At 69.0% G+C, this 25,859-nt stretch carries 27 protein-coding genes; 14 read left to right on the top strand and 13 right to left on the bottom strand.

Features of this window, described 5'->3' with window-relative positions:
* Positions 1-154: 154 nt before the first annotated feature.
* Positions 155-757: an acyltransferase gene (locus tag AC3WSN_RS08995; RefSeq protein ID WP_492537407.1), complete on the bottom strand. Its 603-nt coding sequence runs from the start codon at positions 755-757 to the stop codon at positions 155-157.
* A gap of 350 nt (positions 758-1,107) precedes the next feature.
* On the opposite strand from AC3WSN_RS08995, the gene AC3WSN_RS09000 reads away from it, so the two are divergent.
* Positions 1,108-1,644, top strand: a complete 537-nt coding sequence (locus tag AC3WSN_RS09000) for a hypothetical protein (protein ID WP_192708465.1) — start codon at positions 1,108-1,110, stop codon at positions 1,642-1,644.
* A 36-nt stretch (positions 1,645-1,680) separates the two neighbouring features.
* On the opposite strand, the gene AC3WSN_RS09005 is transcribed toward AC3WSN_RS09000, so the two are convergent.
* Positions 1,681-3,114 carry a MaoC family dehydratase gene (locus AC3WSN_RS09005; RefSeq protein WP_492537410.1) on the bottom strand — a complete coding sequence of 478 codons (1,434 nt, stop codon included), beginning with the start codon at positions 3,112-3,114 and terminating at the stop codon, positions 1,681-1,683.
* A gap of 208 nt (positions 3,115-3,322) precedes the next feature.
* On the opposite strand from AC3WSN_RS09005, the gene AC3WSN_RS09010 reads away from it, so the two are divergent.
* Genes AC3WSN_RS09010 through AC3WSN_RS09035 form a run of 6 tightly spaced genes read left to right on the top strand, consistent with a single transcriptional unit; the run spans position 3,323 to position 7,870 of the window.
* Complete coding sequence (locus AC3WSN_RS09010; protein ID WP_492537412.1) at positions 3,323-4,930, top strand: HAD-IIIC family phosphatase; 1,608 nt, start codon at positions 3,323-3,325, stop codon at positions 4,928-4,930.
* Positions 4,896-5,207: a hypothetical protein gene (locus AC3WSN_RS09015; protein WP_238200138.1), complete on the top strand. Its 312-nt coding sequence runs from the start codon at positions 4,896-4,898 to the stop codon at positions 5,205-5,207. Before AC3WSN_RS09010 ends, AC3WSN_RS09015 begins: the two co-directional genes overlap by 35 nt.
* Entirely contained in the window at positions 5,200-6,237 is a 1,038-nt protein-coding gene (locus AC3WSN_RS09020; protein ID WP_192708462.1) for a ketoacyl-ACP synthase III, read from the top strand. The genes AC3WSN_RS09015 and AC3WSN_RS09020 overlap by 8 nt, the downstream gene beginning before the upstream one ends.
* A complete protein-coding gene (locus AC3WSN_RS09025) occupies positions 6,237-6,464 on the top strand; it encodes a hypothetical protein (protein WP_192708461.1) in 228 nt (75 codons plus the stop codon). Before AC3WSN_RS09020 ends, AC3WSN_RS09025 begins: the two co-directional genes overlap by 1 nt.
* 10 nt (positions 6,465-6,474) lie before the next feature.
* The gene (locus AC3WSN_RS09030) at positions 6,475-7,197 is read left to right on the top strand and encodes an SDR family NAD(P)-dependent oxidoreductase (protein ID WP_492537414.1); all 723 of its coding nucleotides are present in this window, start codon (positions 6,475-6,477) and stop codon (positions 7,195-7,197) included.
* Between the two features lie 13 nt (positions 7,198-7,210).
* Positions 7,211-7,870, top strand: coding sequence for an LbetaH domain-containing protein (locus tag AC3WSN_RS09035; protein WP_492537416.1), 660 nt, complete (start codon positions 7,211-7,213; stop codon positions 7,868-7,870).
* Between the two features lie 738 nt (positions 7,871-8,608).
* Here the strand turns inward: AC3WSN_RS09035 and AC3WSN_RS09040 are convergent.
* Entirely contained in the window at positions 8,609-8,875 is a 267-nt protein-coding gene (locus tag AC3WSN_RS09040; RefSeq protein WP_492537418.1) for a hypothetical protein, read from the bottom strand.
* A 252-nt stretch (positions 8,876-9,127) separates the two neighbouring features.
* Between AC3WSN_RS09040 and AC3WSN_RS09045 the strand changes: the two genes are divergently transcribed.
* From AC3WSN_RS09045 to AC3WSN_RS09065, 5 genes are all read left to right on the top strand, one after another.
* On the top strand, positions 9,128-9,418 hold the full coding sequence (locus AC3WSN_RS09045; RefSeq protein WP_192708457.1) for a hypothetical protein: 291 nt from the start codon (positions 9,128-9,130) through the stop codon (positions 9,416-9,418).
* 226 nt (positions 9,419-9,644) lie between these two features.
* Positions 9,645-11,072 carry a phosphohexomutase domain-containing protein gene (locus AC3WSN_RS09050; protein WP_492537420.1) on the top strand — a complete coding sequence of 476 codons (1,428 nt, stop codon included), beginning with the start codon at positions 9,645-9,647 and terminating at the stop codon, positions 11,070-11,072.
* 219 nt (positions 11,073-11,291) lie between these two features.
* Complete coding sequence (locus tag AC3WSN_RS09055) at positions 11,292-11,627, top strand: hypothetical protein (protein WP_192708455.1); 336 nt, start codon at positions 11,292-11,294, stop codon at positions 11,625-11,627.
* 60 nt (positions 11,628-11,687) lie between these two features.
* On the top strand, positions 11,688-12,440 hold the full coding sequence (locus AC3WSN_RS09060; protein ID WP_492537422.1) for an FkbM family methyltransferase: 753 nt from the start codon (positions 11,688-11,690) through the stop codon (positions 12,438-12,440).
* Positions 12,441-12,490: 50 nt separating this feature from the next.
* On the top strand, positions 12,491-12,787 hold the full coding sequence (locus AC3WSN_RS09065) for a hypothetical protein (RefSeq protein WP_373622517.1): 297 nt from the start codon (positions 12,491-12,493) through the stop codon (positions 12,785-12,787).
* 183 nt (positions 12,788-12,970) lie between these two features.
* Here the strand turns inward: AC3WSN_RS09065 and AC3WSN_RS09070 are convergent, their stop codons facing one another.
* The 8 genes from AC3WSN_RS09070 to AC3WSN_RS09105 form a co-directional block, all read right to left on the bottom strand.
* Positions 12,971-14,611, bottom strand: coding sequence for an SGNH/GDSL hydrolase family protein (locus AC3WSN_RS09070; protein ID WP_492537424.1), 1,641 nt, complete (start codon positions 14,609-14,611; stop codon positions 12,971-12,973).
* A gap of 34 nt (positions 14,612-14,645) precedes the next feature.
* The gene (locus AC3WSN_RS09075) at positions 14,646-15,890 is read right to left on the bottom strand and encodes a hypothetical protein (protein ID WP_492537426.1); all 1,245 of its coding nucleotides are present in this window, start codon (positions 15,888-15,890) and stop codon (positions 14,646-14,648) included.
* A gap of 76 nt (positions 15,891-15,966) precedes the next feature.
* Positions 15,967-17,349, bottom strand: a complete 1,383-nt coding sequence (locus tag AC3WSN_RS09080; protein ID WP_492537428.1) for a coagulation factor 5 8 type domain-containing protein — start codon at positions 17,347-17,349, stop codon at positions 15,967-15,969.
* Between the two features lie 263 nt (positions 17,350-17,612).
* Positions 17,613-18,563 carry an N-acetyl-gamma-glutamyl-phosphate reductase gene (argC, locus tag AC3WSN_RS09085; protein WP_192708449.1) on the bottom strand — a complete coding sequence of 317 codons (951 nt, stop codon included), beginning with the start codon at positions 18,561-18,563 and terminating at the stop codon, positions 17,613-17,615.
* 176 nt (positions 18,564-18,739) lie between these two features.
* Positions 18,740-19,225 (bottom strand): 30S ribosomal protein S9, encoded by a 486-nt coding sequence (gene rpsI, locus AC3WSN_RS09090; RefSeq protein WP_492537430.1) that lies wholly within the window; start codon positions 19,223-19,225, stop codon positions 18,740-18,742.
* 2 nt (positions 19,226-19,227) lie between these two features.
* Positions 19,228-19,689 carry a 50S ribosomal protein L13 gene (rplM, locus tag AC3WSN_RS09095; protein ID WP_160534646.1) on the bottom strand — a complete coding sequence of 154 codons (462 nt, stop codon included), beginning with the start codon at positions 19,687-19,689 and terminating at the stop codon, positions 19,228-19,230.
* A gap of 237 nt (positions 19,690-19,926) precedes the next feature.
* Entirely contained in the window at positions 19,927-20,517 is a 591-nt protein-coding gene (locus AC3WSN_RS09100; protein ID WP_192708447.1) for a CoA-binding protein, read from the bottom strand.
* 26 nt (positions 20,518-20,543) lie between these two features.
* Positions 20,544-21,830, bottom strand: coding sequence for a nucleotide sugar dehydrogenase (locus AC3WSN_RS09105; RefSeq protein ID WP_492537433.1), 1,287 nt, complete (start codon positions 21,828-21,830; stop codon positions 20,544-20,546).
* 141 nt (positions 21,831-21,971) lie between these two features.
* On the opposite strand from AC3WSN_RS09105, the gene AC3WSN_RS09110 reads away from it, so the two are divergent.
* Positions 21,972-22,235, top strand: a complete 264-nt coding sequence (locus tag AC3WSN_RS09110; RefSeq protein ID WP_492537435.1) for a hypothetical protein — start codon at positions 21,972-21,974, stop codon at positions 22,233-22,235.
* 31 nt (positions 22,236-22,266) lie between these two features.
* Here the strand turns inward: AC3WSN_RS09110 and AC3WSN_RS09115 are convergent, their stop codons facing one another.
* Positions 22,267-22,452: a hypothetical protein gene (locus AC3WSN_RS09115; protein WP_492537437.1), complete on the bottom strand. Its 186-nt coding sequence runs from the start codon at positions 22,450-22,452 to the stop codon at positions 22,267-22,269.
* A gap of 555 nt (positions 22,453-23,007) precedes the next feature.
* Here AC3WSN_RS09115 and AC3WSN_RS09120 point away from each other — a divergent pair.
* Positions 23,008-25,179 (top strand): PAS domain-containing sensor histidine kinase, encoded by a 2,172-nt coding sequence (locus AC3WSN_RS09120; protein ID WP_492537439.1) that lies wholly within the window; start codon positions 23,008-23,010, stop codon positions 25,177-25,179.
* 40 nt (positions 25,180-25,219) lie between these two features.
* Here the strand turns inward: AC3WSN_RS09120 and AC3WSN_RS09125 are convergent, their stop codons facing one another.
* Positions 25,220-25,594, bottom strand: a complete 375-nt coding sequence (locus AC3WSN_RS09125) for a response regulator (protein ID WP_492537441.1) — start codon at positions 25,592-25,594, stop codon at positions 25,220-25,222.
* Positions 25,595-25,859 lie beyond the last annotated feature (265 nt).

Genomic DNA, 25,859 nt, shown 5'->3' on the forward strand with positions numbered 1-25,859 from the left:
GAGCATGTGTTCGCGCAGGCTGGATTGAAGGCCGGGCGCCGCGTCGGCCCGGGAGGCGCAGCGGCGGCCCACCGCCCTATCGGAACGCGCGCGCGGGGTAAACAACGCTGGTTTCGCCGACCGGGAGCACGGAGTTCCGCGCGCGGGGACGTGCTCAGATGAGGTCCGAGCGCCAAGTCACGTTCTCCCGCACGATACGCGCGGGATTTCCTGCGGCCACGCAATGGGGCGGCACGATTCCCGTCACGACCGCATGGGCGCCGACGATCGCGTTGTCGCCGATGACGGAGCCCTTGAGGAGCGTGGCCTGGTTGGCGATCCAAACGTGATTGCCGACGCGGACAGGCTTGGCGGGGTTCAGCCGCGCGCCGGTATCCAGGCCGACGACGGAGTGGAAGTCGCTCGTCGTCATCCACACGCCGGAAGCGATCGAGCAGTTCGTCCCGATCTCGATCGTTTTCGCCTCGATGAGGTTGAGGTGGACCAAACCGGTGAAGCCCGTCCGGTCGCCGATGCTGAGCGCCGAGCCCGGACCGATATAGATGTTGGCCATCGAGAGACGGACATCCTCTCCGACATCGAACCGGCAATTCGATTCGATGACGATGTGCATATCCTTGTCCGAAACGCAGCCTCTTCCGATGCGGACATAATTGTTGCTGCCGTTTATGTATATCTTTCCGGCCTGGTTTTGCTGGTCGCGGACATCGATATCGATGACGTTATTTTCGCCTTTATCGAAGATGTTCAGCGACATACTGTTCTCTGTGGGTTGACGTCTGCGTCCCCGCCCGATGCGGTCTGTGCCGGCGGCCGGAGGGCCGCGCTTCGAGGCCGGGGAAGTGGCCCCGTCTTCTGCCGTGGCAGCCACGGGATCGGAGCGCTGTGATCGGAACCGTTGCCGGACGACGCTACGCGAGTGCGTTCGAATTCGGTAGAGGCGTTTCCGGATGTCTCTAGGCCATGTAGCGCCGGCGTCACAACGCGCGCTGACGCCCACCGATCCTGCCTCCCGACAGAGTGGCAACAGGTCTGCCGCGTGTTGACGTCCGAAGGGGCCTATGACGTATGGCCGGCCTTGAGCGATCTTGAGGATGAGGCCATCCCGTGGCTGAAGACAACACGCTGACAAAAGCTCTGGTCGACGTCAGGGCGCGCCGCGCGGCCCTGCAGAGCGATTACGATCGGATCGCGGCGGAGTTGACGAAGCTCCGCGCGGCAGAGGCCGCGCTGACCTCGATCGTGGAGGGCGTTCCGCTCGAGGAGACGGGGCATCCGCGTTCCTCGGAGGCCCCGCGGGCAACCGCCGGTGATCGCGCTGCGCCACAGCAGGGCGGACGGCGCGGCGCCCGCGGTCCGCGGGCGAACTCGGCCAAGGGCCGGTTGAAGGGGCTGCTCGGCAGTGCGGGTCCGCAGGGCCTGTCGCATGCCGAGATCGCCGAACGGCTCCCCGACGTCGCACCCAACACCCTCAACACCTATCTGAGCATGATGGTGACGGGCGGCGAAGCGGTCCGGAACGGCGACTTCTTCACCGCCGCACCGGGCTCGGACCGGGAGCCCGAAGAGGCCGTGGGCGAGGCTGGTCCGGCCGAGGACAGGTCTGCCGAGGACGAGCCTCACAGCGACGCCGCAGCCGAGTGAGCGGGGCCGCTCGTCCCGGGGCGGTCGGCGTGCGGGTCAGACCGTCGCCGACATCTGCCGGATGATCGGCAGCATCAGCGCGCCGGGGGAAGCGGCCGGGACGGGGAAGATCGTGGCCGTCTGATCCGTCCGCACCCGCGGCAGGCGCTCGATCACGGTCCGCAGGTTCGGGATCGTCCGCGCCATCGTCGCGGCGAGGGTTTCGCCGGCACTCTTCGCCATGACGTATTCGAGCGTGTCGCGGGGCGGCTCGTCGATGGCGGTGGTCGAGGGATAGAAGGCCGACACCGCATCCCGGCGTCCGAGGCAGAACAGGCTCAACTCGTAGAAGGCGTAATTGTAGACGCGCATCATCTCCTCGAAGCAGGGCGGCTCGAACGGCGCGCGCTTCTGGCGGAAGATGCGGGGCGTCGCGAAATGGTAGAGCTGGGACGGGCGCATCGCCAGCGCATCGAGCTGCGCGGCGACCGGACCCGCGGCGTCGTAGCGGAGCACCTGGCAGCGGCCGCCGCCGTCCCGGATCTCCCGGGCGACCGCCTCCGCCTCGTCGACGCCCGACGCGTAGGTGATGCAGACCGCACCGCCCCCCGCGGCGATCAGCTTGGCCGTCGCCGCGCCCAGGCCCCGCGAACCGCCGATGACGAGGGCGGACACGTCGGAGAACGCGCCCGGCTGCACCAGCGCGGCGATCTCCTGGAGGCTCTCCTGCTCGACCGGGCGCGGACGGACGAAGGCTTCGACCCGCGCGGTGAGGCCCGGCCCCTTCGCCTCGAGGGTTACCGATTGCAGCATCGGCTGGAACCGCTTGACCGCGTAGGCAAGGCGCGATCCGTGCACCGCGTCGGTGACCGTCACGTCGATCTTCGAGAGGATCGAATGCAGCCCGGGCACGAACATCCCGACGAGGGTCGAGAGGCCACCCAGCCCCGCAACGCGGGCGGGGCCGATCGCCTGCGCGAGCCGCGGCGCCAGCGCGGCGATTGCCGCAGGATCGGGAAGCCGGAACGTGCCCGCCAGACTGGCGATCGTCGCCGGATCGATCACGTCCGGCGCGTCCGGGATCTCGGTCGGTGCCGCGTCGACCGTCTCGGCCGGCGCCCGCTCGGCCGCGAATGTCCCCTGGATCGTGACCGTACGGACCCCGTCCACCGACACCGACAGGCGCATCTGCCGCGCATCCGCGTCGTGGACCGTGACCTCGGCCCGATCTCCGACCAGCACGAAGCGCTCGAACCGCATCTGCAGCGTCGCGAGCCGCGCGAGCGGCTGCTTGTCCGCACAGGCATCGAGGGCCCAGAGGGCGGCATGAACGCCGTGAACGGCCCTGTCGCCGGCGAGCGTCCGGCGGGCCACGCGCGCATCCATGTGCATCGGGTTCACGTCGCCGGTGGCCCGCGCGAAGGCGATCTGATGCGCCTCGGTCCAGACCCGCGTCATCGCGGGGGGATCGTCCGACCCGGGTCCGTTCATCGGGAAGCTCCTCATCCGCGGCCTCGGCCCCGACGGGGCCGCGACCGAGCGCCCGCGTGCAGCACGGAGGCACCGGCGCGAACCGCTTCGCCCCTTGCTTTATGACAGGGGATCTCGCAAGAGGGCGGCACGCGCACGCACGGAAAGGGGCCGGTCAACCGCCGGAGGGCAGGCATCCACCGGGACGCCGCAGGAACCGGTATCGAGGATGACCACGGCTCGCGCCCTGTCGATCGGCTTCGTCGGAAACGTCGTCACCAACCCGTTCGGGAAAGTGTCCGGCCGCCTCGCGGACCTCGCGGACGCGAGCTGCGAACACTTCCCCATCGGGCAGATCGAGCAGGTCCTGGCGGGGCCGGCCTCCGTCGACGTCCTGATCGTGCATCTCGACCATCGCTGGTTCTTCGACGTCGCCCCGGATGCCGGCGCGGTCGCCCGCGCGCGGGCCCTCGCCGAGCTGGTCTCGGCCCGGCTCGGGCGCGGCCCCGGCACCGTCATCCTCAACACGGTGCCGTTCGTGCCGGTCTCGTCGGTGGAGAGCGATCTCCACGATCAGCTCGAAGCCCTGGCCCGGGTGAACGCGGTGCTGTTCGACCTCGCCCGGGCGCAGGAACGGGTCAGCGTGGTCGACGCGGCCGGCGCCCTCGCGATCCTCGGCTTCGCCAACGCGTTCCGCGAGCGGAACCGCCTCCTCTACCAGATGCCCTACGCCCCGGCCGCCGTGGACGCGCTGGTCGAGCGCTACGCGGACGCCGTCGCGGTCCGGCTGCGGGCGCGCCGGAAGGTCGTGGTGGTCGACGCCGACAACACGCTCTGGGGCGGCGTCGTGGGCGAGGACGGCGTCGAGAACCTCGAGGTCGACACCGACTATCCGGGGATCGTCCACACGCAGCTCCAGCGCCAGCTGCTGCGCCTGAAGAGCCTGGGCATCCTGCTCTGCGCGGTGACCAAGAACAACGACGAGGATTTCCGCTCGGTCTTCGCGCAGCGCGCGATGCCGCTGCGCCTCGACGATTTCGTGGCCTACCGCAGCAACTGGTCGGAGAAGAGCGACAACATCCGCGAACTCGCCGAGACGCTCAATCTCGGCCTCGACAGCTTCATCTTCCTCGACGACAACCCCTTCGAGATCGAGGAGGTCCGGGCGCGGCTGCCCGGCGTCGAGTGCCACCTGTTCGACCGGACGCGTCCGGAGCTGGCCCTCGCGCTCCTCGATGGGATCGCGTCCCTGCGAGCCCGGAACGTCACCGCCGAGGATCTAGCCAAGACCGAGCAGTACCGGGGCGAGGCGCAGCGGCAGGAGCTGCAGCGCTCGGCCGCTTCGATGGAGGATTACCTCGCTTCTCTCGACATCCGCGTGCACATGGCCCGCAACAATCCGGGCTCGTTACGGCGGGTCACGCAGCTGATCAACAAGACCAACCAGTTCAATCTCACCACGCGCCGCTACACCGAGGACGAGGTCGCCTCCGCGATGCGGCAGGGCAGCGTCTACGCGGCCCGGGTGGTCGACCGGTTCGGCGACATGGGTGTCGTCGGGGTCGCGATCGTCCGGGATGGCGCGCTCGAGACCTTCCTGATGAGCTGCCGGGCGCTGGGGCGCCGCATTGAGAGCCAAGTCCTGCGCTACATCTGCCAGCAGGAGGCCGATCCGGCGCTGCGGGCCCACTACCGCCCGAGCCCGAAGAACCGCATGGTCGAGACCTTCCTGGACGAGAACGGGTTCGCGCTCATCGGCTCTGGCCCCGAGGGCAAGGACTATCGACTGACCCGAGGACCGGATGACACCGCCTACATCCACATCGTCGCGGAGTGAGAGCGCCGCCGCCGCGGCCCGCGCCACCCTGGATCGCCTCGTCGACACCTGGGGCCGCCCGGAGCTGGGCGCGCTCGGGCCCGAGGACGACCTGTTCGACAAGATCGATTCCTTCGCGGTGGTCGAGTTGCTGCTCGAGACCGAGTCCGAGGTCGAGAAGGCCGTGGGCCGCTACGTCCCGCTGGCCGATGAGAGCATCCTCGACAGCACGCGCTCGCCGCTGCGCCGGATCCAGAGCTGGTTCGACTACGTGGCGGAAGCCGTGAACCGTGGCTGAGCTCCGGTTCCGGAACGCGGGCCTCGCCGGCCTCGTCACCACGGTCGGCGGCCGGGCGCTGGCCTTCGACGCGGAGGCGGCGGATCTCGGGATGGCGCCGGACGAGGCCGAGCGGCTCAAGCGCGCCATGGGGTTCACCACGCGCCACGTCGTCGTGCGCGATACCACCACGACGGCCGACCTCTGTCAGCATTCCGCCCGGCACCTCCTCGACGGGCTCGGCCTGCGGCCGGAGGATCTCGACGGGCTGATCCTGGTCACCCAGACGCCGGATTACAGCTCGCCCTCGACGGCGATCGGCCTGCAGCACCGGCTGGGCATGCGCACCGACACGCTCTGCTTCGACATGCGGCTGGGCTGCAGCGGCTTCGTGTACGGCCTCTCGGTCGCCTACAGCCTCGTCGAATCCGGGCTGAAGCGGATCCTGCTCTGCGTCGGCGACGTGGCGAGCCGGATGGTCGCCAAGGACGACCGGGCCATCACCCCCATCATGGGCGATGCCGGCGCCGCCGTGCTGATCGAACGCCGCGCGACCGAGAGCGTGTTCCAGCTCCACAGCGACGGGTCCGGCGAGAAGGCCCTGTTCATCCCGCATAGCGGCCTGCGCGCCGATGCCGAGGACCGCGACAAGCCCGCCTCCATGCAGATGGACGGCGCGCAGGTGTTCAACTTCACGCTGAAGCGCGTGCCGTCCCTGATCACCGACATCCTGGCGGCCGCCGACCTGCGGCCGGAGGAGCCGGATTTCTACGTCCTGCACCAGCCGAACAAGTACATCCTGAAGAACCTGCAGCGGCGCCTGGGCCTCGACGACGGCAAGCTTCCCTCAGGCACGCAATCCGTCTACGGGAACCAGAACTCGGCCTCGATCCCGGGCACGATCTCGGGGTTCCTGGCGGAGGATTTCTCACACCGGCCCTTGCGCGCGGTGCTGGCCGGATTCGGCGTGGGGCTGAGCTGGGGTGCGTGCGCGATCACCACCGACCGGATCTACGCACCGCCCGTCCTGAAGTTCGAGGAGACCGCGTGATGACCGAGGCTGGGTTCCTGGACGAGCTCGGCGCGATCCTGGATCGGCCGGGGCCGCTCGCGCGCGGCCAGAAGCTCGGCGAGATCGAGACCTTCGACTCCCTCGGCATCCTCAACATCATGGCGCTGTTCGACACGCTGGGTCTGGAGGTCGAGCCGTCGCGGATCGCGGAGGCCGCGACCACCGACGATCTCCTCGGCATCGCCGGCACGAAACTGCAAGCCTGAGGCCGGGACCATGGCGGAGGCCGAGGGGCACATCCTCGTCGTCGGAGCGAGCAGCGGCATCGGACGGGCCGTGGCCGAGCGGTTCGCCAAGCAGGGGGCGGTCACCGCCCTCGCCCGTCGGACGGACCGCTTGGCCGAACTCGCAGCGGCCGGGATCGCCACCATCGCGGCGGACGTGACCGATCTCGCGGCGATCGGCGGCGTGCTGCAGGCGGCCGTTGCCGAGCGTGGCCCGCTCACGGGCCTCGTCTACTGCGCCGGAGTCCAGATCATCAAGCCGATGCGCAGCCTCGGCGTGGACGAGGTCGAGCGGCTCTACAAGACGAACCTCGTCGCCCCGACCCTGTTCGCCTCCGCCTTCGGCAGCGCCCGGATCTCGACCCGCGACGCCGTGTTCTGCGCCGTGTCTTCGGTGGCCGCGCAGCGCCCGGAGCCGGCCATCGTCCCCTATTCCGCCTCCAAGGCGGGGCTCGACGCGCTGATCCGGGGCCTCGCCCGCGAACTCGCCCCCCGGCGGGCGGTCGCGGTCGCGCCGGGCTGGCTCGACACCGAGATGACCCAGGCCCATGCCCGCATGTACGGCGCGGAGTTCAAGGAGGCGCTGGAGAAGCGCAGCCCCGCGGGCGCCGCGACCGTCGAGTCGGTGGTCGAAGCCATCGCGTTCCTGATGTCGCCTCAGGCCCGGCACGTGACCGGCGAGATCCTGCGGGTCGACGGCGGGGCGACGCTGTGACGGACAGAGTCCGGTGACGCGCGCGACCAAGCGCCTGGCCCTGATCGGCGGCGGCGGCTTCTCCAAGGAGATCGCCGAAGTCGCGCAGATGCGCGGCTACACGGTGGAGGCGACCTACTCGAGCCAGCCGACCGCCCAGGTTGGATCCTATCGGGGCTACCTCGACGCGCTGCTGGCCGATCGCGCGGAGTTCGACGGTGTGGCCCTCGCGGTGGGCGGCGTGAGCCGAGCCGCGATCCAGGCGCGCGCCGAGATCATTGCCTGGCTCGACCGGCATGCGCTCCCCTGCCCGCCCCTGGTGTCGCCGCATGCGATCGTCAGCCAGGGCGTCGCGCTCGGCGCGGGTGCGTTCGTCGCGCATGGGGTGATCGTCAACGTCGATGCCCGGTTGGGCCGGTTCTGCGTCGTCAACACTGGCGCGATCATCGGCCACGACGCGGCGATCGGCGACAACACGACGATCTCGCCCGCGGCCTTCATCGGCGGCCGCTGCGCGATCGGTGCGGACAGCCTGGTCGGTCCCCTCGCCAAAGTGCTCCAGGGTCTGAAGATCGGCGAGCGGGCCATGATCGGCATGGGCTGCACGGTGCTGCGCACCCTGCCCGACGATGCCGCGGTCTGGCCTCGGCCCGACAACCCGGTCACCGCGGCGGATCGGCGCTCCGTTGATTGAACCCGGGTGAGCGGCCTGGCGGCGCTCGGGCGCGCTCCAGGTTGCGCTGGGCTGGTCACCATGCGCTCACTGATGCTCGCCGTCTCCCTTATCGCTGCTACCGGCCCCTGCGTCAGCCCTCTGCCGCTGCACGTGCGTCCAGGGCACGATGAGGCCGATCTGCCAGCCGACCGACGTGATGATACCAATCTGTCAGGGTCTGGTGAGACCGAGATTCGACCCGATCGCGTTGTCATTCCCCTCGCTGGCAGCAAGCCGGCCTCTGAACCTGTCCAGCCGTCCAATCAGCCCCTGGCGGCCTCGTCGCTCCAGAGTTGAGCCTGGACACTAACCCGAACGGTACGCAGCTCGGAACACCGAGCCATCTCTCGGGCTGCGTCGGATCGAGCCTTTCGGACCGGTAGCCGGTCCTGATCGATCCGGACGCACGCCTCCAGAGCCGCCGCCGATCAGGCAACCGCGCAGGCAGCAGCCAGAAGCACGGCTTTCGGCCGGTCGCGGAGGACACCACCGAAGCCGTCTTGAAGCCGCGACGACCAGGCCGTTTCCGTGTCCAATCTCCTCGTCCTGCGGTGCCCGCGTCAGCGGGCCTCGAAGGATGGCTTCAGGGATCGCCCGGCTGGCTGGGGCCTCTCTTCGAGGCGGCTTCGCCGCACTCAAGATGAGGACGAGGGTGGGATGATCCAACACCACGCCGGCGCCCCGTGGTCGACCGGCTCAACGGGGTCGGGAACAGCTCTAGCGCCCCACGGGGCCCGGCCGGGCACCGACAGGGCCGATTGCGTTGGGGCCGGTGTTCGGGGCCGGCGTCGCGGCCTCGTTCCGCTGGATGTTCATCCGGAGCGTGTTGCTCTGGGTCGTCTGGTCCTGCTGCAGGGTGCGCATCTGGCTGTTCAGGCCCATCGACTGGTTGGCGGCATTGGGATTGTTCTGCTGCACCTGTGCCAGGACGGGGGTGGTGACGGCTGACGACAGGCAGAGGCCAGCCAGGAGAAGCGCGCGCATGAGGAACTCCCGTGGTGAAGGGTCTCGCAGATCCGACACTTGGGGGCGCGCCAAGTTCCATCCGATCTCGCCCGCTCGGTGACCGAGATCGTCTCCGGCGCGGGATCGACGCGCGGGCATCAAGCGCCGCGCCGGATGCCAGCACCCCCCAGGATCCGATAGGTTAGCCGAGTCTTGCTTTGCGCCTGTCGTCTTCACCTGTTGTTAACAGGTCCGGGCGAGGCTGCCGGCAGTGGGGTGAAGAGGCGCGACATGCGGGCACTGGCGGCGGCGGACGAGCAAGCGGTCGAGCGGTTGACGCTCCGGCTTCTTCACGACGCCTATTGCGACCTCGCGGCGGTGCTGCGCGGCGCGCAGCCCCAGGCGGCCGCGGCGATCCTCGGCGTGATGGAGCAGCGGGTGACCGACGTCCTCGACCGGATCTGCCGGCAGGGCTTGGAAGGGCCGGCCTCGGTGGCGATCGCGGTCGCGGTCGGCGAGCGGATCGGCGAGATCATGGACCAGGCGCACGGCCGGGACGGTCAGGCGGCGCTCGCGGCTTGAGAGACGCGGCTGAGGGGCAGCCGCAGCCGCTTCAGGATCCGCAACGACACATCCGCGCCCGTCGCACACGGGCGCCGTGCCGCGCCTGAGATCGGCAGGAGAACCCAGCCATCGTCCTGACGGCGTTCGCGTCCGGCGTCGTGTCCGCAGGCCGAGCGTTGTGACGGAGCGCGATTTTGGGCATGGGTCACGCGCATGTCGCAGCGTCAGCATCGGTAGGAATGCCGTGAGCAGTCTGAAATTCGGGACGAGCGGGCTGCGGGGTCTCGTGACGGACCTCGTGGGCAGCCCGTGCTACGCCTATGCGGGCGCTTTCTTCCGATCGGTTCCGGCCGGGAACGGCAGGCGCGAAGTCGTGATCGGGCGGGACCTGCGGGCGAGCAGCCCCGGCCTCGCCGAGACAGTGGCGCATGCGGCTGCGGCAGCTGGCTTCTCGGCGGTCGATTGCGGCGCCCTCCCCACCCCGGCCCTCGCCCTCGAGGCGATGCGGCGCGGCGCCTACGCCGTCATGGTCACCGGCAGCCACATTCCCGAGGACCGCAACGGTCTGAAATTCTACCGCCCCGACGGCGAGATCACCAAAGCCGACGAGGCCGCCATCCTGGCCGCTCTGGGCGATAGCGAAGCGTCCGACGCGACGACGTCCCCCGTCCCGCCCCTGCCGGAGCCCGATGCCATCGCGCGCTATCGCCAGCGCTACCGCGCGACCTTCGCGCCCCGGACCTTGGAGGGTCTGCGCATCGCGGTGTATCAGCAGAGCTCGGTGGCGCGCGATCTGCTGACGGACCTGCTGGCCGGCTTCGGTGCCAGCGCGACGCCGATCGGCCGGTCCGACACCTTCGTGCCGATCGATACCGAGGCGCACCGTCCCGAGGACGTCGCGTTCATCCGCGGCGTCATGGCGTCCGGCGACTACGACGCGCTGGTGACCACCGACGGTGACGCCGATCGGCCCCTGATGGCGGATGGCATCGGGCAGATCGTGCGGGGCGACGTGCTCGGGCTCATCACGGCCCGCTACCTGGGCGCCGATACGGCCGTGGTGCCGGTGACGGCCTGCTCGGCCCTCGAGCGATCGGGCGGCTTCAAGCAGGTCATCCGCACCAGGGTCGGCTCGCCCTTCGTCATCGCCGGCATGGAGCAGGCGCGACGCGCCGGGGCCCGGGCTGTGATCGGCTTCGAGGCCAACGGCGGCTTCCTGCTGGGGTCGGACGTCCGCGTCGGCGAAAACGTCCTGGGTATCCTGCCGACCCGCGATGCGATGCTGCCCATCCTGGCCTCGCTCGCGGCGGCGCGCGCGGCCGGCCTGTCGCTGGCCGATCTGGTCGCCTCGCTCGATGCGGGCGAGATGGCGAGCGACCGGCTTCCGAACACGCCCGCGGAGCGGAGCAGCGCCTTTCTCGCCCGTCTCGGCGAGGCGGGTTTCCGGGACGATTTCCTCCGGCCGATCGGTTCGCCGCAGGCCATCGATCAGCAGGACGGCATCAGGATCGATCTGGACGGTGGACGGACGATCCACTTCCGCGCCTCGGGCAACGCTCCGGAACTGCGATGCTACGCGGAGGCCAGATCGGCCCGGGACGCCGAGGACCTCGTGCGGTGGGGGCTGAAGGCCGCCGCGTCAGCCATGGCGGACGAGGGGGCTGGGGCTTGACGGCCGGGCGGAACGGTATGATCCGCCACACGCCTCACGCGCGGATCGAACCGGGCCTTCGCGCGCGGTGATGCGCAAAACCGTCTCGACCGCCTGCACAGCGCTGCGGACCGTCGCTATGGTGCCGCGGATCTGGGGCACACCGCGGCGTGCGATCGGCAACGCCGGTCGCCGTCCGTGTCCCGGCCTGATCTCCTTCCGGGCCCTCAAGGCTGCCGTATGACGAAGAACCCCGTCCACGACCTCGACACGCGCTACATCCGTCAGATCCAGCAGCAGCAGATCGCGTTGGCGGTGATCAGGGCTGAGCGGGACGCGGCCCTGCGCGACCGCGACCAGGCCCGCGCGCGGTCCGACGCCATGGCCACGCTGGTCGACGCGCTGCTGGGCAGCCTGCGCCCCTACGGGTTCAGCCGGAAGCTCTTCCTGTCGGCCATCCGAAAGGCGGCGGGCGCCGTCCCCGACCAGGGGCCTGACTCGCTCCAGCACGCCGTTCTGTTCGACGGCTCGAACCGGATCCTGGGCACCCGGCCCCTCGGCCGTGTCCATCCCTGACGCGATCGCACGGCCCCGTCGGTATCGAGCAATGCTAGCCAGAAGGTGCAACCGCGGACCATGAGTGCCGAGCTTCTGACGGTCTTCAACGCGCTGATCCATCTCAGGGACAACCTGGACGAGAAGCCCCACATCCTCCAGTCCGATCTCGAATTCCTGTCGTTCGCCGCGCGGATGGCCCCCTATTCCAACGCGCAGCTGCTGCAGGATCTGTGGGTCCTGTACGAGTTGAAGGAGAAGCGGAACGGCTATTTCGTCGAGTTCGGTGCCTGTGACGGCGTCAGCCTCAGCAACACGCTCCTGCTCGAGAAGACCTTCGGCTGGCAGGGGGCTCTGGCGGAGCCGGCCCGCGCCTGGCACGCGGCGCTGTATCGCAATCGCAACTGCTACATCACCGATCAGTGCGTCTACAAAACCGATGGCATTGAGGTCCTGTTCAACGAGGTCGACATCGGCGAGCTGTCGGGGGTCGAGGATCTCATCACGGGCGATTTCCACGCGGATGCGCGCCAGCAGGGCGTTCAATACGCGGTCAAGACGATCTCGCTCGACCGTTTCCTGTCGGAGGCCCGCGCACCCCGGCAGATCGACTACATGAGCCTCGACGTCGAGGGCGGGGAGTTCGATGTTCTGCAAAGCTTCGATTTCGCGAGCCGCGACATCGCCCTGATCAGCGTCGAGCACAATTTCTCGGACAGCCGCGGGAAGATCTACGATCTTCTGACCGGCCTGGGGTACCGCCGACGGTTCCGGCACCTCTCCCTATTCGACGATTGGTACGTACGGCCCGATCTCCTCCCGGCGCAGGCGTGACGGAGCGTTCTGCCATGCCGACCCGTAGCGCGAACGAGATCCTCGACTCGATGTTCGACCTGTTCAGGCAGATGGGCAGCGGCATCGCCCTCGATCTGCACTGGCTCGCGATCTCCCGGCGCCTCCAGCAAGTCCGCGCGGAAGCCGTCTGGTCGGCGGACATGGATTTCGTCGCCGTGAAGCTGAAAGCGTACGCCGCGCATTTTGCGGCCACCTATGAGCCCGATCTCGGGTCGGAGACGATCAAAGCGGCGAACGCCGCGAAACTCGACCGCGTCGTGGAGCAATACGCGATCCTGCGCGCCCACCTCGAACAGCAGCCCGGCGGGCGCGAGAGGCCGGCGTAGAGCCGCGCGGTCGGCGGAATGTCCGAGCCGGGTGTGCCGACGGCGCAGACCTGCAGGCCGGGCAGGGTTGATGGTGTCCGGCGCGGGACGTCAGAGGCGAACGAGGGAGACCGGCGGCGAAGGGTGCCGCCCGACGCACCCGTCGCCGGAGTGACCCCGCGATGACCTCGGTGGGCTGGAGTCTCAGCGCCGCCGGCTGCCGAGAAGGCGCAGCGCGCGCGCGAAGGGCGTCCGCGGGCGGGCTCGCTCCAGGGCGCCACGGATCTCGGTGGCCAACCGCGCCGCGACGATCTCGCGGGCCGGATCGTCGTAATGGACGATGTCGTAGAAGGTCCCCTCCTCCCGGTCGCGGAAGATGCCGCTGAGGTCCAGCGCCGTGAAGGTGCGCCGGTACGGGCGCCGGGCCGCGAGCTGCGCCGTGAAGGCCTCCAGCTTGGTGTACTGGCGGTCGAGATAGGCCAGGAACGCCCCCGAGGCGACGCCGCGCTCGACCTCGGTGAGGTGGCGCTTGCGCAGGATCGTCGGCTGCAGCACGCTGACGACCGGCACCCGGTGATCGTGCGACAGCTTGGTCAGGCGGTGCGCGGCGCGCTCGTACTGGTGCACGACCGCGTCCTCCCAGCCCGGGCTCTGCCAGCCGACCTCCGCGCGCAGCCGCTTCAGCTCCCCGTAGATCAGCGTGATCAGCGCATCGTAGGACAGACCGTCCTCGCGCGCCCGGGGATCGTGCGTGTCGAAGAAATGGTCGTAGAGCCGCTCGGTGATGAAGGCGTTGTAGGGGTAGCCGGGCCGGGGATCGTAGGTCCAGGGCTGGAACAGGTCGGTGCTGCCGCTGACCACGATGAGCGCGTCCGGGCTGTAGTTCACCAGACGCGACCAGATCAGGTGCGTCATCTGCGTGAGGCAGCTCGACATCACCCCGAAATTGTAGACCTTCGCGCCCGCCAGCCCGTCCGCACGCAGGATCCGCTCGATGCGCCCCGGGAGGGTCTTGGCGATGTCGCCGCCGTCGATCGTGGTCGAGTCGCCGACGACCAGGATCCGGGTCTCGCCGGCCGGCTTTCGCTCCGCGATCGGCGCCGCGTTCAGGAAGCCGTTGGCATCGAACGGGACGCCGTAATGGCTCGCCCCCGGCTTGCCGGCGAACTGGATGAACGGGCTCGGATAGCGCGTGTTCGAGTCGAGATAGCCGAAATGATGCAGGAACTTGCGCCGTCGCGCGGCATCCTCGCTCTCCGGCGGGGCCCAGATCTGCTCGACGCCCGGGGCGGTCAGGGCCGCCATCATCGTGGCCCGGAGCGCCGCCTCGCCGGCCGCATTGAGCCGGATGCCGTCGTCGCTGAACGCGGGCCGGAGCGCGCCCGTCTCGGTGGCAAGGACGGGATCGTAGTCGATGAACTGCGCGCCGTAGGCCGGAGCGTGCTCGCGCAGCCACGCATTGACCTGCCCGATGCGCGCGACCGGCAGCCCGGCCGTGGCGGCCGGATCGACCGGCGGGATCGAGCCGACCCAGGTCCGCACATAGAGGTCGCGGGCGTCCTGCAGCATGGTGGCGATGTCGGCCGTGATCTGCTCCAGCGATGACGCGCCGTCGCCGCTGAGGATGTCGTCGCGGCCGGCGATCAGGTGAAGGCCCCGGGCACCGTACAGGGCGATGTCGGAGCGAAGCCGCCGCACCATGTCCCGGGTCGATTGCCCGGCAATCCCGCGCGCGACCGTCTGCGGCCCGGAAAAGAGCTGCGGTGCCCCGGCCGTCAGTCCTGCCGTCACCGAATCGCCGAAGAACAGGATCGGCCCGAACGGGAAGAGCGGCTTGTCTGACATCTCTGCGCTCATGCCGTCGCGCGCTGCCGGGGCCTCAGCGCGCCGCGAAGATCTCGATGCCGTCGAGGTGCAGGTACTGCTCCTCGTCGAGATCGATCTTGAGGTAGCGGAACCGCGCGGTGTCGAAGCGCAGATGGAGGGGCAGGCCGGGATGGCAGTGGGCGTCCACGGCGTCGAAGACCAGGCGATAGCTGTCCTCGGTCTCGCCCAGCCAGACGCGCATCAGCTGCGCCCGCTCGCTGAGCTGCCCCCAGCGATTGTAGATCCGGATCTCCGAGACCCGCTCCACCGCACCGAGGTCGAGGACGAACCAGGGGTTCCGCTCCAGCGCCGTGTGGAAGAAGAACGACGGGTCGCCGGTCGTGCGCGCGCCATAGACGCCCGTCGTCCCCGACCAGGGCGACGCGGAGCTAGCCGTCCAGGTCTTGCCTGCGGCGATGTTCTCGGAGGGCCGGGTCGCCACCAGCGTGTCCGTCTCGAGTTCCTCGATCAGGGTCCGGATCTGTTTCGAGGGCTGCCGCAGCGGCGGGATCTCCAGGTCGAGCTTGTAGATCAGGTTCGACAGGATGCTCTGGTCGAAGCGGTGGTCGATGAAGCCGTCGAGATCCGGTAGCCCCATCGCACTCGGCATGTCGGTGACGATCCGCGGGTCGCTCGCGTAGCGCAGCCACTCGGCGACCAGATGGCGGGTGGCGGGGCTGACCATGAAGGCGATCCAGGAGGCCTGGATCTGGTCGGCCTCCCAGTAGCGTTCCGCGTCGCATCCCATCAGCACGAAGCAGTCGCGCTTGGTCCAGACCCGCTGCGGCCGGCCGTGGAGCACGCCGACCGCGACCCGCCGCTCGGATCCGGCGAGCCAGGTCAGGAGCGGCGCCACCGGCGGCAGAGGATCGTCGCCGACCGCCTGCATCCCGGTATCGCTGAAGAGGATGAAGTCGCCGTCGCGGCGCTTCTCGAGCGCCTCGGCGATGACGTAGGGCTTCCAGGCCCAGTTCCCGGCGCCCCGGGACCGGTCGAGGATCTCCCGGTGCTCTCGGTAGAACGGCGTCTCGCGCAGCCGGTCGGGTGACCAGCTCTCGATCGTGTCGAAATCGCCGGTGGCGGCGGCCGCCGCAGCCAGCCGACGCTGGCTCTCCACGTAGTGGTACTTCGCGGCGAAGCTGACCAGGGTGGTGTGGCGCGGTCGCAGCCGGCGCCGCTGCATCATCAGCACCTCGGCCCGGTGCATCGCGAAGGCGTTGACGCGCAGGGCTTCCGTTGACGGGTCAGCGCTGGCCAAGTCTGTCCTCCGGCGGAACGGCTGGGCGCTTGTCACCGGTTTTCCGGTCTTCGGCAAGGTGGGCCGGTCCGGCGGATCAGGCGTCGTCGAAGGCGAGATTCGCGGCCGGGTAATCGAGCATGAGGGCACGCCGCTCGGGCGAGTTGTCCCACTCACCGACCTTCGTGTAGGCGCCGGCCACGTCCACGACCTCGGTGATCTTCCCGATGGTCGAGATGCCCCTGAAATGCTGAGGCCATCCCGAGGCGAAGTAGAACACCTGCTCGACATGGTCGGACAGGTGGCACACGCCCGGCCCGAACGTCCCCAGACCGAAGACCAAGTACCGCGCATTGACGAGCGCCGCGACATCGTCGGCGAGCGTCCCGCTCTGCGTCGTCAGCGGCACGCCGATCTCGGCGATGTAAGCCTCCAGGGCGGGGATCACCGGGTTCAGCCGGTTCTCGAACACCATCTTGATCGACGTGATGCGCTTCTCCGCGAGCAGGCGCTGGATGACGAGCTTGTAGAAGGCGAGCGGCGGCTGCGGGTAGTGCGGCGCGACCCAGGTGCTGAAGATGTCGCCGGATCGGATGTGGATGTGGAGCTCCTCCGCCGGCTTCTCCTCGAAGCGCGTCGGGATACGGTTGAACAGGGGACGGATGTAATCCTTGATGATGCGGCGCGTCTCTTTCTGGTCGAGATCGCCCGCGAGCTTCTGGACCCGGACGTCGAAGAACATCCCCGACAGGAAGTAGCCGTCCGGCGGCAGGGGATCGTTGGCCGGTATGAAGGTAATGCCGCCGATCTCGCGGGCCTGCACGAAGTCGAGGACCTCGCTCCTGTCCATGATGGACAGCTTGAGGTACTTGAGCTTGAGCGCGCGGCAGATCCCGATGGCGATCAGGCACTGGATGATGAAGTTCCCGAAGGCTCCGTTCTCGTAGAGATCGACGCCGACGAGGGAGAGGCCCGTCTGGTCCGGATTGCTCCGGAGCCGGTAGGCTCGGTACACGTCGCTGCCCGGCTGCTCGGACACGATGTCGAAATCGGCGTCCAGAAGCTTGCGCAGCACGATCAGGTCGAACGCGGCACGCTCGCACCAGATCTGCACGGCTGGGTCGCCTTGGGCCGCGGGGCTCGGGGTCGAGACGCGGATGTGTCGGGCCCAGGCGGCCTTCCCCGGAGCGATCCGGATCTCGGCTGCGGGCGCCGCGTCGTCGGCCGGAGGTACGCGCTCGGGCGGCGACCACGTCGTGCCGTCGTCGGAGAAGGCGACACGGATGTCGGCCGCGCCCGCGTCCCCGGAGGCGCCGATCTGAAGGCTGTGAACGGGAAACCGCTGGCCGAGGTCGATCGCGATCGCTGTGGCGTACCCATCGGCTCCGGCCGGTGACGAGCCGTCCGGGCCGACGCGTGTCCACGCGCTGCCCTGCGCGAGATCGACGAAGTCCCGATGATGATCGACGTCCGCACCCATCAAATCGCGCCCGAGCCTTTCCGCCAGGATTTCGTGCCGAGCCCTCCGAAACGCGGGCAGGGTCGTCGGCGTCGCGAGGTGTAGCTGGCCGAAGCCGACTTCTCCACCCGCCTGGGACGACCAGTCCCTAAAGGATCAGATCCCCCGATCCGCGCGCATGCGTGGACTGCGTCGGATGTCGACGTGGGGGCACCGCGCGCCGGCGGACACGGGATCCGGTCCGCCGCACGTCTTCCGCTGGGTCTCAGTGCGCGGCCTGAGCCTCAGCCGTCGAGCCCGAGCATCAGGCCGAGATTCTGCACCGCCGCCCCGGAGGCGCCCTTGCCGAGATTGTCGAGCCGCGCCACCAGCACCGCCTGCCCGTGCTCGGACGAGCCGAACACCCGCAGCTCCAGCCGGTCGGTGTCGTTGAGATCCTCCGGCTCGATCTTCTCGCGGTGCGCGCCGGTTCCGGCGCCCGGCACCACCTGCACCAGCGGCTGGCCGGCGTACCAGTCGCGCAGGGCGGCCTCCAGATCGGCGGCCGCGGGCCGGCCCGGCAGCGTGTCCAGGTGAAGCGGCACGCTCACCAGCATGCCCTGCCGGAAATTGCCCACGGACGGCACGAAGATCGGCCGCCGGGAAAGACCGCTGTAAAGCTGCAGCTCCGGCAGGTGCTTGTGGGCGAAGCCCAGGCCGTAGAGCTGGAACGGCGGCGCCGTGCCCTGCTCGTAGGCCTCGATCATGCTCTTGCCGCCGCCACTGTAGCCGCTGACCGCGTTGACGCTGATCGGGTGATCGGCCGGGATCAGGCCGCCTTCCACCAGCGGGCGCAGGAGCGCGACGCCGCCGGTCGGGTAGCAGCCGGGATTGGCCACCCGCCGGGCACGCGCCACGGCCGCCCCCTGCTCCCGGGTCAGCTCCGGGAAGCCATAGGTCCAGCCGGGGGCGACCCGGTGGGCGGTGCTGGCGTCGAGGACGCGCGGCCCGCCGCCGGGCAGGCTGTCGGCGAGCGCCACCGTCTCCTTGGCGGCCTCGTCCGGCAGGCAGAGCACGACGAGGTCCACCTCGGCCAGCAGCGCGCGCTTCGCCTCCGGGTCCTTGCGGTGCTCCGGGGCGATGCTGCGCAGGGCGACCCGCCCGTCGCGCTCCAGGCGCTCGCGGATGCCGAGGCCGGTGGTGCCGGCCTCGCCGTCGATGAACACGGTGGGCTTCGTCGCGCCTTGGCCAGCCATCGTCCGTCTCGCTTTCTCCGAAATGCATGCCGCCCGAGGCGGGCATCGCGGCCGGGGATCAGGTGCGCGCCGTGCGGCAGCCTGTCAACGGCCGAGCCTTGAACCGAGTCCTGAAACGCGAAAGGGCGGCCCCCGCAGGAACCGCCCTCTCCGTGACACCGGTATGACCGGATGTCTTAGCGCTTGGAGAACTGGAAGCTGCGGCGGGCCTTCTTGCGGCCGTACTTCTTACGCTCGACCACGCGGGCGTCGCGGGTGAGGAAGCCTTCACGCTTCAGCGGGCCGCGCAGCTCCGGCTCGTAGTAGGTCAGCGCCTTCGAGAGGCCGTGGCGCACCGCGCCGGCCTGGCCCGAGAGGCCGCCGCCCGCCACCGTGACGGTGATGTCGTACTGGTCGACGCGGCCGGCGATCTCCAGCGGCTGGCGCAGGATCATGCGCAGCACCGGACGGGCGAAGTAGGTCTCCACCGGGCGCTTGTTGACCGTGACCGTGCCCTTGCCGGGCTTGATCCAGACGCGGGCGACCGCGTCCTTGCGCTTGCCGGTGGCGTAGGCGCGCCCCTGCGCGTCCAGCTTCTGGACGTGGACGGGGGCTTCGTTGGCGGGGTCGACCGCGCCGGTATTCGCCCGGTTGAGGTCGGCGAGGGACTGCAGGGTCGCCATGATCAAGCGCTCACGTTCTTGCGGTTGAGGGCGCCGACGTCGAGCGCCTGCGGCTGCTGGGCCTCGTGCGGGTGCTCGGCGCCCTTGTAGACGCGGAGGTTGCCGAGGATCTGACGGAAGAGCGGGCCGCGGGGCAGCATGCGCTCGACAGCCTTCTCGACCACGCGCTCGGGGAACCGGCCCTCGAGGATGAACTTGGCCGTGCGCTCCTTGATGCCGCCCGGATAGCCCGTGTGGTAGAAGTAGCTCTTCTGATTGTACTTACGCCCGGTGAACTTCACCTTCTCGGCGTTGATGACGATGACGTTGTCGCCGCAATCGACGTGGGGCGTGTAGGCGGCCTTGTGCTTGCCGCGCAGGCGCATCGCCACGATCGAGGCGAGACGGCCGACGACCAGGCCCTCCGCGTCGATCACGATCCACTTCTTGTCGACCTCGGCGGGCTTCAGCGAGGTGGTCTTCATAGCCAAATCCCAGGGGTTCCGACGGGCCGGATCCCGACGCGTCGGGATCCGAAGGCATCGGGGTGCCGAAAAACGAGCCGCCGCGTGGGGGGCACGCGGCGGCGGTGGCGGGTGCATAGCCGGACCCGGCAGCCGGGTCAACAGCAAAATCGACGATCGCGAAAAGGCGAGCAATCAGAGCAGCTTGATCGATGAGGTATCATAGTACCGCGCTACGGGACGCTGTCGGAATCGCGTTCAGTCGCCGCGCCGGCCCCGCTCCGCGATGGTGAGCTTCTGGACCCCCCGGCCCGCGAGGACCGGTTTCCTGGCGCTCAGGATCCGGGAATTCACCCCCGTCCAGCCGATCTCCCCCGAGAGGCGGCCGTACTCGATCTTGGGGCAACGGTTCATGATCACCGTCAGCCCGCGGGCCTCGGCCCGGGCGGCGGCCGCGTCGTCGCGCACGCCGAGCTGCATCCAGATCACCTTCGGCAAGGGATCGAGGGCGAGCGCCTCGTCCACCAGCGGGCCGGCGGCGGCGGCATTGCGGAAGATCTCGACCATGTCGATCGGCTGCCCGCCCAAGCTCCCCTGGACCTCGGCGAGCGAGCCCGCCACCCGGCGCCCGAGCAGGTCCTGGCCGGCGAGGCCGGGATTGACCGGAATCACCGCATAGCCCCGGTCGATCAGGTATTTGAGCACGATCCAGCTCGGGCGCGCCGGGTTCGCCGAGGCACCCACCAGCGCGATCGTGCGCGTGCTGTTCAGGATCGCGCGGATCTGCGCGTCGGGGTAGCGCGCATGCCGGTCCGCAATCGAAGCGGCGTCGTTGCCCGTCTCGTTCATGGCGTGCGCCCTGATGTCCGATTCCGTCACAGCCGCCAGACCTCGTAGCCCAGCCGCTCGAAGGCCGCCCGGTCGTGAAGCGCCTTCACGTCCACGATCAGGCCCCCCGGCTTCGCCAGCGCGGCGATCGCCTCCGGCCCGAGTTCGGCATAGTCCCGGTGCGGCACGGCGATCACGACCGCGTCCGCCGCCGCGGGCAGGTCGGCCCAGTCGAGGAGGTCGAGGCCGTACGCGTCCCGGGCCTCCGCGCGGCCCGCGCGCGGATCGTGGACCGCCACGGCGCAGCCGAACGCCTCCAGCTCCGCGATGAGGTCGGCCACCTTCGAATTGCGCAGATCCGCGCAATTCTCCTTGAAGGTGAGTCCCAGCACGATGACCCGGGCGTGTCCGGCGCTGCCGCCCCGCCGGACGATCCGCTTCACCGTGCTGCGGGCCACGTGGGCCGCCATGCTGTCGTTGATCCGGCGCCCGGCCAGGATCACCTGCGGGTGGTAGCCGATCATCGCGGCCTTGTGGGTGAGGTAGTACGGGTCGACCCCGATGCAGTGGCCGCCGACGAGGCCCGGCCGGAACGGCAGGAAGTTCCACTTGGTCCCGGCCGCCCGGAGGACCTCCTGCGTGTCGAGGTCGAGCTTGTCGAAGATCAGCGACAGCTCGTTCATGAGCGCGATGTTGAGGTCGCGCTGGGTGTTCTCGATGACCTTGGCGGCCTCCGCGACGCGGATCGACGAGGTGGCATGGAGGCCCGCCGGGACGATCGTGCCGTAGAGGGCCTTGAGCCGGTCCAGCGTCTCGGGTGTGTCGCCCGAGACGATCTTCACCACCTGGGTCAGGCCGTGCTCCGTGTCGCCGGGATTGATCCGCTCCGGCGAGTAGCCGACGAAGAAATCCGTCTTCCACCGCAGGCCGGAATGCCGCTCCAGGACGGGGATGCAGATCTCCTCGGTGGCGCCGGGATAGACCGTGGATTCGAACACCACGGTCGCCCCGCGCGTCATGTGCTGCCCGACCAGCGCGGCAGCCTTGGTCAGCAGGTCGAAATCCGGGCATTGCGCCGCGTCGACCGGGGTCGGGACCGTGACGATGATCACGTCGGCGGCCGACAGGGCCGTCGGGTCGTCGGTGATCGCGAGATGCGTGGCGGCCCGGAACGCCCCGGCGTCGATTTCGCCCGTCGGATCGGTTCCGGCCCGGTATGCGGCCACCTTAGCGGCGGATTGCTCGTAGCCGATCGTGGGCCGCACTCGGCCGAAGGCCAGGGCGAGCGGGAGCCCGACATAGCCCAGACCGACGATTGCCACGCTCTCCGCCACGCCGGATCCCCCGCGGGTTCGAAGGCACCGGTCACCGCCGCGCCCGCGATGCGCGTATAGGGGCGGCCCGGTCCCGCGTCGATCGGCATCGGCCGAGTGCTATGACGCGGTCAACCCGAATCGCGCATGTGGGGCGTGAGGATGCCTGATCTCCGCTGGGCTGACGGCCCGGTTCACTGCACCGACCTCGTTGACGGGACCGGCAAGGTGTTCGGCTATGTCGGGCCTGTTACTGGCGGCATGCGAGGATACGTCGTGCAATCCGGCTCGGAATGGCCGCCGCGACCCCCCGCCTATGCCGATCATCCCTCGACGGATGCGGCGCGCGCCTGGGTCGAGGCCGAGGTCGCTTTGCGCGCCTTCCGGCCCGTGCGCATCATCCGAGAAGCCGGCGATCCGCGTTAGCGCGCCTCGCACGCGCGGGATCGGCGCCGTCTCAGGGATCGTCCCACGTGATGCGTCGGGGCCGGACGGAGGGGGCGGTCGCCGCGATGCCGATCCGGATCGCCGTCCCGACGATCGCCACGACGGCGCAGACGAGGAGCAGGGCGTCCAGCATGGCCGCGCGCTCAGAGCAGAGATCGGCCGGCGCGATGGTGCCGTGCGGCGCGCTCGCGGGCACGGGTGTTGTGCTGGCGGCGCATCTGCTGCTGACGGAGTTCGTCCTCGTGCGGCGGGTGACGTGCCGTCGCGGGCGGAATCGCTGCTCCTGGGCGGTCTTCCTCGAGGGGATAGACTGGTTTCATGGCCGCCCTCCTCAGTATTCCATACCGAGGAGCTTAGCTGTTTATGATCGTATTGCAACCCGGCCGTGGTGATCGTCCGGCAGACAGGCGGATCCGTAGACGGAGGTCCTGTCAGTCAAGATGGCTAGCCTACGTTGCGATGCCAGCGTCCTTGGGGCGGTCGTTCGTGCTGCACTGTGGGCCGGTGGATTGCGGCCTCTCTGACCCTCGCAGAAGATGTGAGGCTGTCCTGCCGGCTCAATCGTCAGCGAATCTGGGCGGAGCGGATGCTTCAGCCGATCTGAGTCGATGCGACTTCAGATGAAGGAGCGGCGCACGGATCTTACGCGTGGGAGATGACCTGATCTACATCGGTTTTCGGACGTGATCGCACCTGCGCCTGGGAGTTCATGACATTGACCGGTGTTCTCTGGCCCAGGGGCGATGGCGAGATGGCCGCTCGCATCCGCGACTTCGGCTGGGCTGCGACACCGCTCGGACCGATCGAAGGATGGTCACAGAGCCTGAGCATGGCAGTGAACATGATCCTGGCCATGCCGGGGCCCGCCAACATCCTGTGGGGGCCCGCCCATGTTCAGCTGTACAACGACGCCTACATCGCGATCGCTCGGGACAGGCATCCCGAGTTGCTCGGCCGGCCAGCAGCGGAGGGCTGGCCGGAAATCCATGCCGCGGTGCTTGCCCCCGTGATGGAGGCCGCATTGGCGGGCCGGGCAACCCGGATCGCCGATCTCTGCGTCACGCTGCTCGGTCCGGATAGGCAGCCTGAGGAGCGGGCGTTCGACACCACATGGTCGCCGATCCCCGACGGAGCCGACGGGTTCGGGGGCGCTCTGGAGATCCTGGTGGAGGTCACCGATCGCCGTCGCACGCAGGCAGCACTGCGCGAGAGCGAAGAACTTCGCCGCATCGCGCTTGCGAGCGGCGGGATGGGTGCTTGGCGATGGGACACGCGTAGCGGTCTGGTTCGGGCGGACGACGCCTTCCAAGCCCTATGGGGCGTCTCGTTCTCCGACGCGCTGCACCCGGCCTCGGTGTATGCCGATTTGATGTACCCGGAGGGCGCGGCCTCTCTCGCAGCCGTGACCGCGAAGCTCATCGTCCCTGAACAGGAATTTCAGGATCAGGTGCAGGTGGCGATAGGCCCGAATGCGGGTCGCTGGATCCAGTGGCGCGGGCGCGCCGAGCGCGACAGGCCCTGGATCATCAACGGCGTCAGCTTCGACATCACCGCGCAACATCTGGTGCAACAAAGACTGCGTGAAGGCGAGGCGCGGCTGCACCGCGTGCTCGACGGTATGGGCGAGGGCTTTGGCCTGCTTGCCCCTGACTTCACAATCCTGGAACACAATCATGAGGCGCTGCGCCTGGACGGACGTAGCCGTGACGAGATCGTCGGGCATTCGCCCTGGGAGGCCTACCCTGGCAGCGAACATTCGGAGATCGGCCGCCTGCTGAAACGGGCCATGTCCGAGCGCGAGCCGGCTGCCCTGGAGCACCGCTACATCTGGGCGGATGGCCGAGCGTACTGGCTCGACATGCGAGCGTACCCGACGTCCGACGGGACGCTCGCCGTATTCTGGCGCGACGTGACCGACCGCAAGCACGTCGAAGATGCGCTACGCACGGAGCGCGACCGAAGCGCGAAGATCCTTGAGAGCATCTCGGACGCCTTCTATGCGGTCGATGCTGAGTGGCGGTTCACCTACGTCAACGGTGAAGCCGAAGCGTGGTGGGGACGTGACCGCCAGGATCTGCTCGGCAAAGTATTCTGGGAAGAGTTCCCGCAGGCGATCGGGTCCGCATCTCACAAGGCGCACCTCCGGGCGGCAGAGACACGGGAGGTGGTCAGGCTTGAGGCCATGTCGCCCATCCTCAATCACTGGGTCGATATCAGCATCTACCCGACCGCCGATGGTGGCCTGTCTGTCTATTTCCGCGATATGACGCGGAAGAAGCAGGTCGAGGACACGCAAGCGATCCTCGTCGCGGAGCTGCAGCATCGCACGCGCAACCTCCTCGGTGTGGTGCGGTCCGTGGCGCAACAGACACTGCGCACAAGCGCGTCGTTGGACGAGTTCAGGACGGCCTTCAACGAACGTCTCGGCGCTCTCTCGCGCGTGCAGGGGCTGCTGTCCCGAGCAGGGGATGAACCGATCACGATGGACAGGCTTATCCGCTCGGAGCTGGATGCGCTCGGTGCGGCTGACATCCCGGAGCGCGTGACGGTGCAGGGACCGAAGGTGCGCCTGCGCAAGGGCACAGTGCAGACCTTGGCGCTGGCCCTGCACGAGTTGGCCACCAACGCGCGGAAGTACGGTGCTCTCACGACTGACAGCGGTCAGCTGCGGGTGGCATGGCGGACGTATACGGACGAGACTGGTCGACGGCTGGTGATGGACTGGCGGGAGATCGGGCTTGTGCGTCAGCGCGAGGAGCAGAGCCCGACGAAGCGAGGTGGCTACGGGCGCGAGTTGATCGAGCGGGCACTACCCTACGCGCTTCAGGCTCGCACGAGCTACAATCTCGGCGAGACCGAGTTGATTTGCACCGTCGATCTACCGCTCACCGAGGGCGCAGCTCCGAAGACTTCAGCGCAATAGCTGGATCTCGGTCTGGGAGATGTGCCGTGGCGTCCTCCGCTCACACGGTTAGATGAACATCTTGGTAAGAACGAGCAGCAATGCCCGCAACACGGGCTGAGGATAAGGCGTGATCCAACCGGGCGAGGCTCGGCGCGAGCTCATCCTTGCGGAAGGGTTTGGTGAGCTGCGGCAGGACGGCCGCGACGCCGTCGTTCTCCGCGTAGCCGGAAACCAAGAGCACGGGCCCATCAGGCTGCAGGCCCCGGACGGGGCGTGCCAAATCGGTGCCGGTGATGCCGGGCATGCAGTGGTCGGTCACGAGCAGGTCGAAGCGCTCGCCGCGGTCGACCATGCCCAACGCCGCCTCGCCCGAGATTGCCTTGACCACGGCAGATCCGAGTTCGCCCAGCAAGTCGGCCGTGCCCGGGCGCACGCGTTACCCGTCGTCGACCAGCAGCGCGCTGCCGCGCTTCCGCAGAGCCGCATCTGCGAGCCTCTCGGTCGCGTGCGAGGCCTCTGGCGCCACCCTGCGTGGTTCCGCGCGTGCCTATCGCGGCTCGGATTGGGTATGCTCGGGCAAGGTCGCCGTCGGTGGCAGGCCGAAGGCGGCGCTGCTCCGAGGCAACGTCGCCAGCTTGCCACCGCCCGGGATCTACCCTCAGGTCTCCGCTAAACAATCGCTTCTCGCCGGAAACCGG

This window comes from Methylobacterium sp. FW102-HT35C08, from assembly GCF_058790235.1.

Excerpts from the sequence above, each read along its gene's own strand:
- AC3WSN_RS09010 (WP_492537412.1), top strand. The coding sequence starts at position 3,323 with ATGACCACGGCTCGCGCCCTGTCGATCGGCTTCGTCGGAAACGTCGTC.
- AC3WSN_RS09025 (WP_192708461.1), top strand. The coding sequence starts at position 6,237 with ATGACCGAGGCTGGGTTCCTGGACGAGCTCGGCGCGATCCTGGATCGG.
- AC3WSN_RS09100 (WP_192708447.1), bottom strand. The coding sequence starts at position 20,517 with ATGAACGAGACGGGCAACGACGCCGCTTCGATTGCGGACCGGCATGCG.
- AC3WSN_RS09040 (WP_492537418.1), bottom strand. The coding sequence starts at position 8,875 with ATGCGCGCGCTTCTCCTGGCTGGCCTCTGCCTGTCGTCAGCCGTCACC.
- rplM (WP_160534646.1), bottom strand. The coding sequence starts at position 19,689 with ATGAAGACCACCTCGCTGAAGCCCGCCGAGGTCGACAAGAAGTGGATC.
- rpsI (WP_492537430.1), bottom strand. The coding sequence starts at position 19,225 with ATGGCGACCCTGCAGTCCCTCGCCGACCTCAACCGGGCGAATACCGGC.
- AC3WSN_RS09015 (WP_238200138.1), top strand. The coding sequence starts at position 4,896 with ATGACACCGCCTACATCCACATCGTCGCGGAGTGAGAGCGCCGCCGCC.
- AC3WSN_RS09055 (WP_192708455.1), top strand. The coding sequence starts at position 11,292 with ATGACGAAGAACCCCGTCCACGACCTCGACACGCGCTACATCCGTCAG.
- AC3WSN_RS09080 (WP_492537428.1), bottom strand. The coding sequence starts at position 17,349 with ATGGGTGCGGACGTCGATCATCATCGGGACTTCGTCGATCTCGCGCAG.
- AC3WSN_RS09110 (WP_492537435.1), top strand. The coding sequence starts at position 21,972 with ATGCCTGATCTCCGCTGGGCTGACGGCCCGGTTCACTGCACCGACCTC.
- AC3WSN_RS09060 (WP_492537422.1), top strand. The coding sequence starts at position 11,688 with ATGAGTGCCGAGCTTCTGACGGTCTTCAACGCGCTGATCCATCTCAGG.
- AC3WSN_RS09120 (WP_492537439.1), top strand. The coding sequence starts at position 23,008 with ATGGCCGCTCGCATCCGCGACTTCGGCTGGGCTGCGACACCGCTCGGA.
- AC3WSN_RS09045 (WP_192708457.1), top strand. The coding sequence starts at position 9,128 with ATGCGGGCACTGGCGGCGGCGGACGAGCAAGCGGTCGAGCGGTTGACG.
- argC (WP_192708449.1), bottom strand. The coding sequence starts at position 18,563 with ATGGCTGGCCAAGGCGCGACGAAGCCCACCGTGTTCATCGACGGCGAG.
- AC3WSN_RS08995 (WP_492537407.1), bottom strand. The coding sequence starts at position 757 with ATGTCGCTGAACATCTTCGATAAAGGCGAAAATAACGTCATCGATATC.
- AC3WSN_RS09005 (WP_492537410.1), bottom strand. The coding sequence starts at position 3,114 with ATGAACGGACCCGGGTCGGACGATCCCCCCGCGATGACGCGGGTCTGG.
- AC3WSN_RS09070 (WP_492537424.1), bottom strand. The coding sequence starts at position 14,611 with ATGTCAGACAAGCCGCTCTTCCCGTTCGGGCCGATCCTGTTCTTCGGC.
- AC3WSN_RS09030 (WP_492537414.1), top strand. The coding sequence starts at position 6,475 with ATGGCGGAGGCCGAGGGGCACATCCTCGTCGTCGGAGCGAGCAGCGGC.
- AC3WSN_RS09065 (WP_373622517.1), top strand. The coding sequence starts at position 12,491 with ATGTTCGACCTGTTCAGGCAGATGGGCAGCGGCATCGCCCTCGATCTG.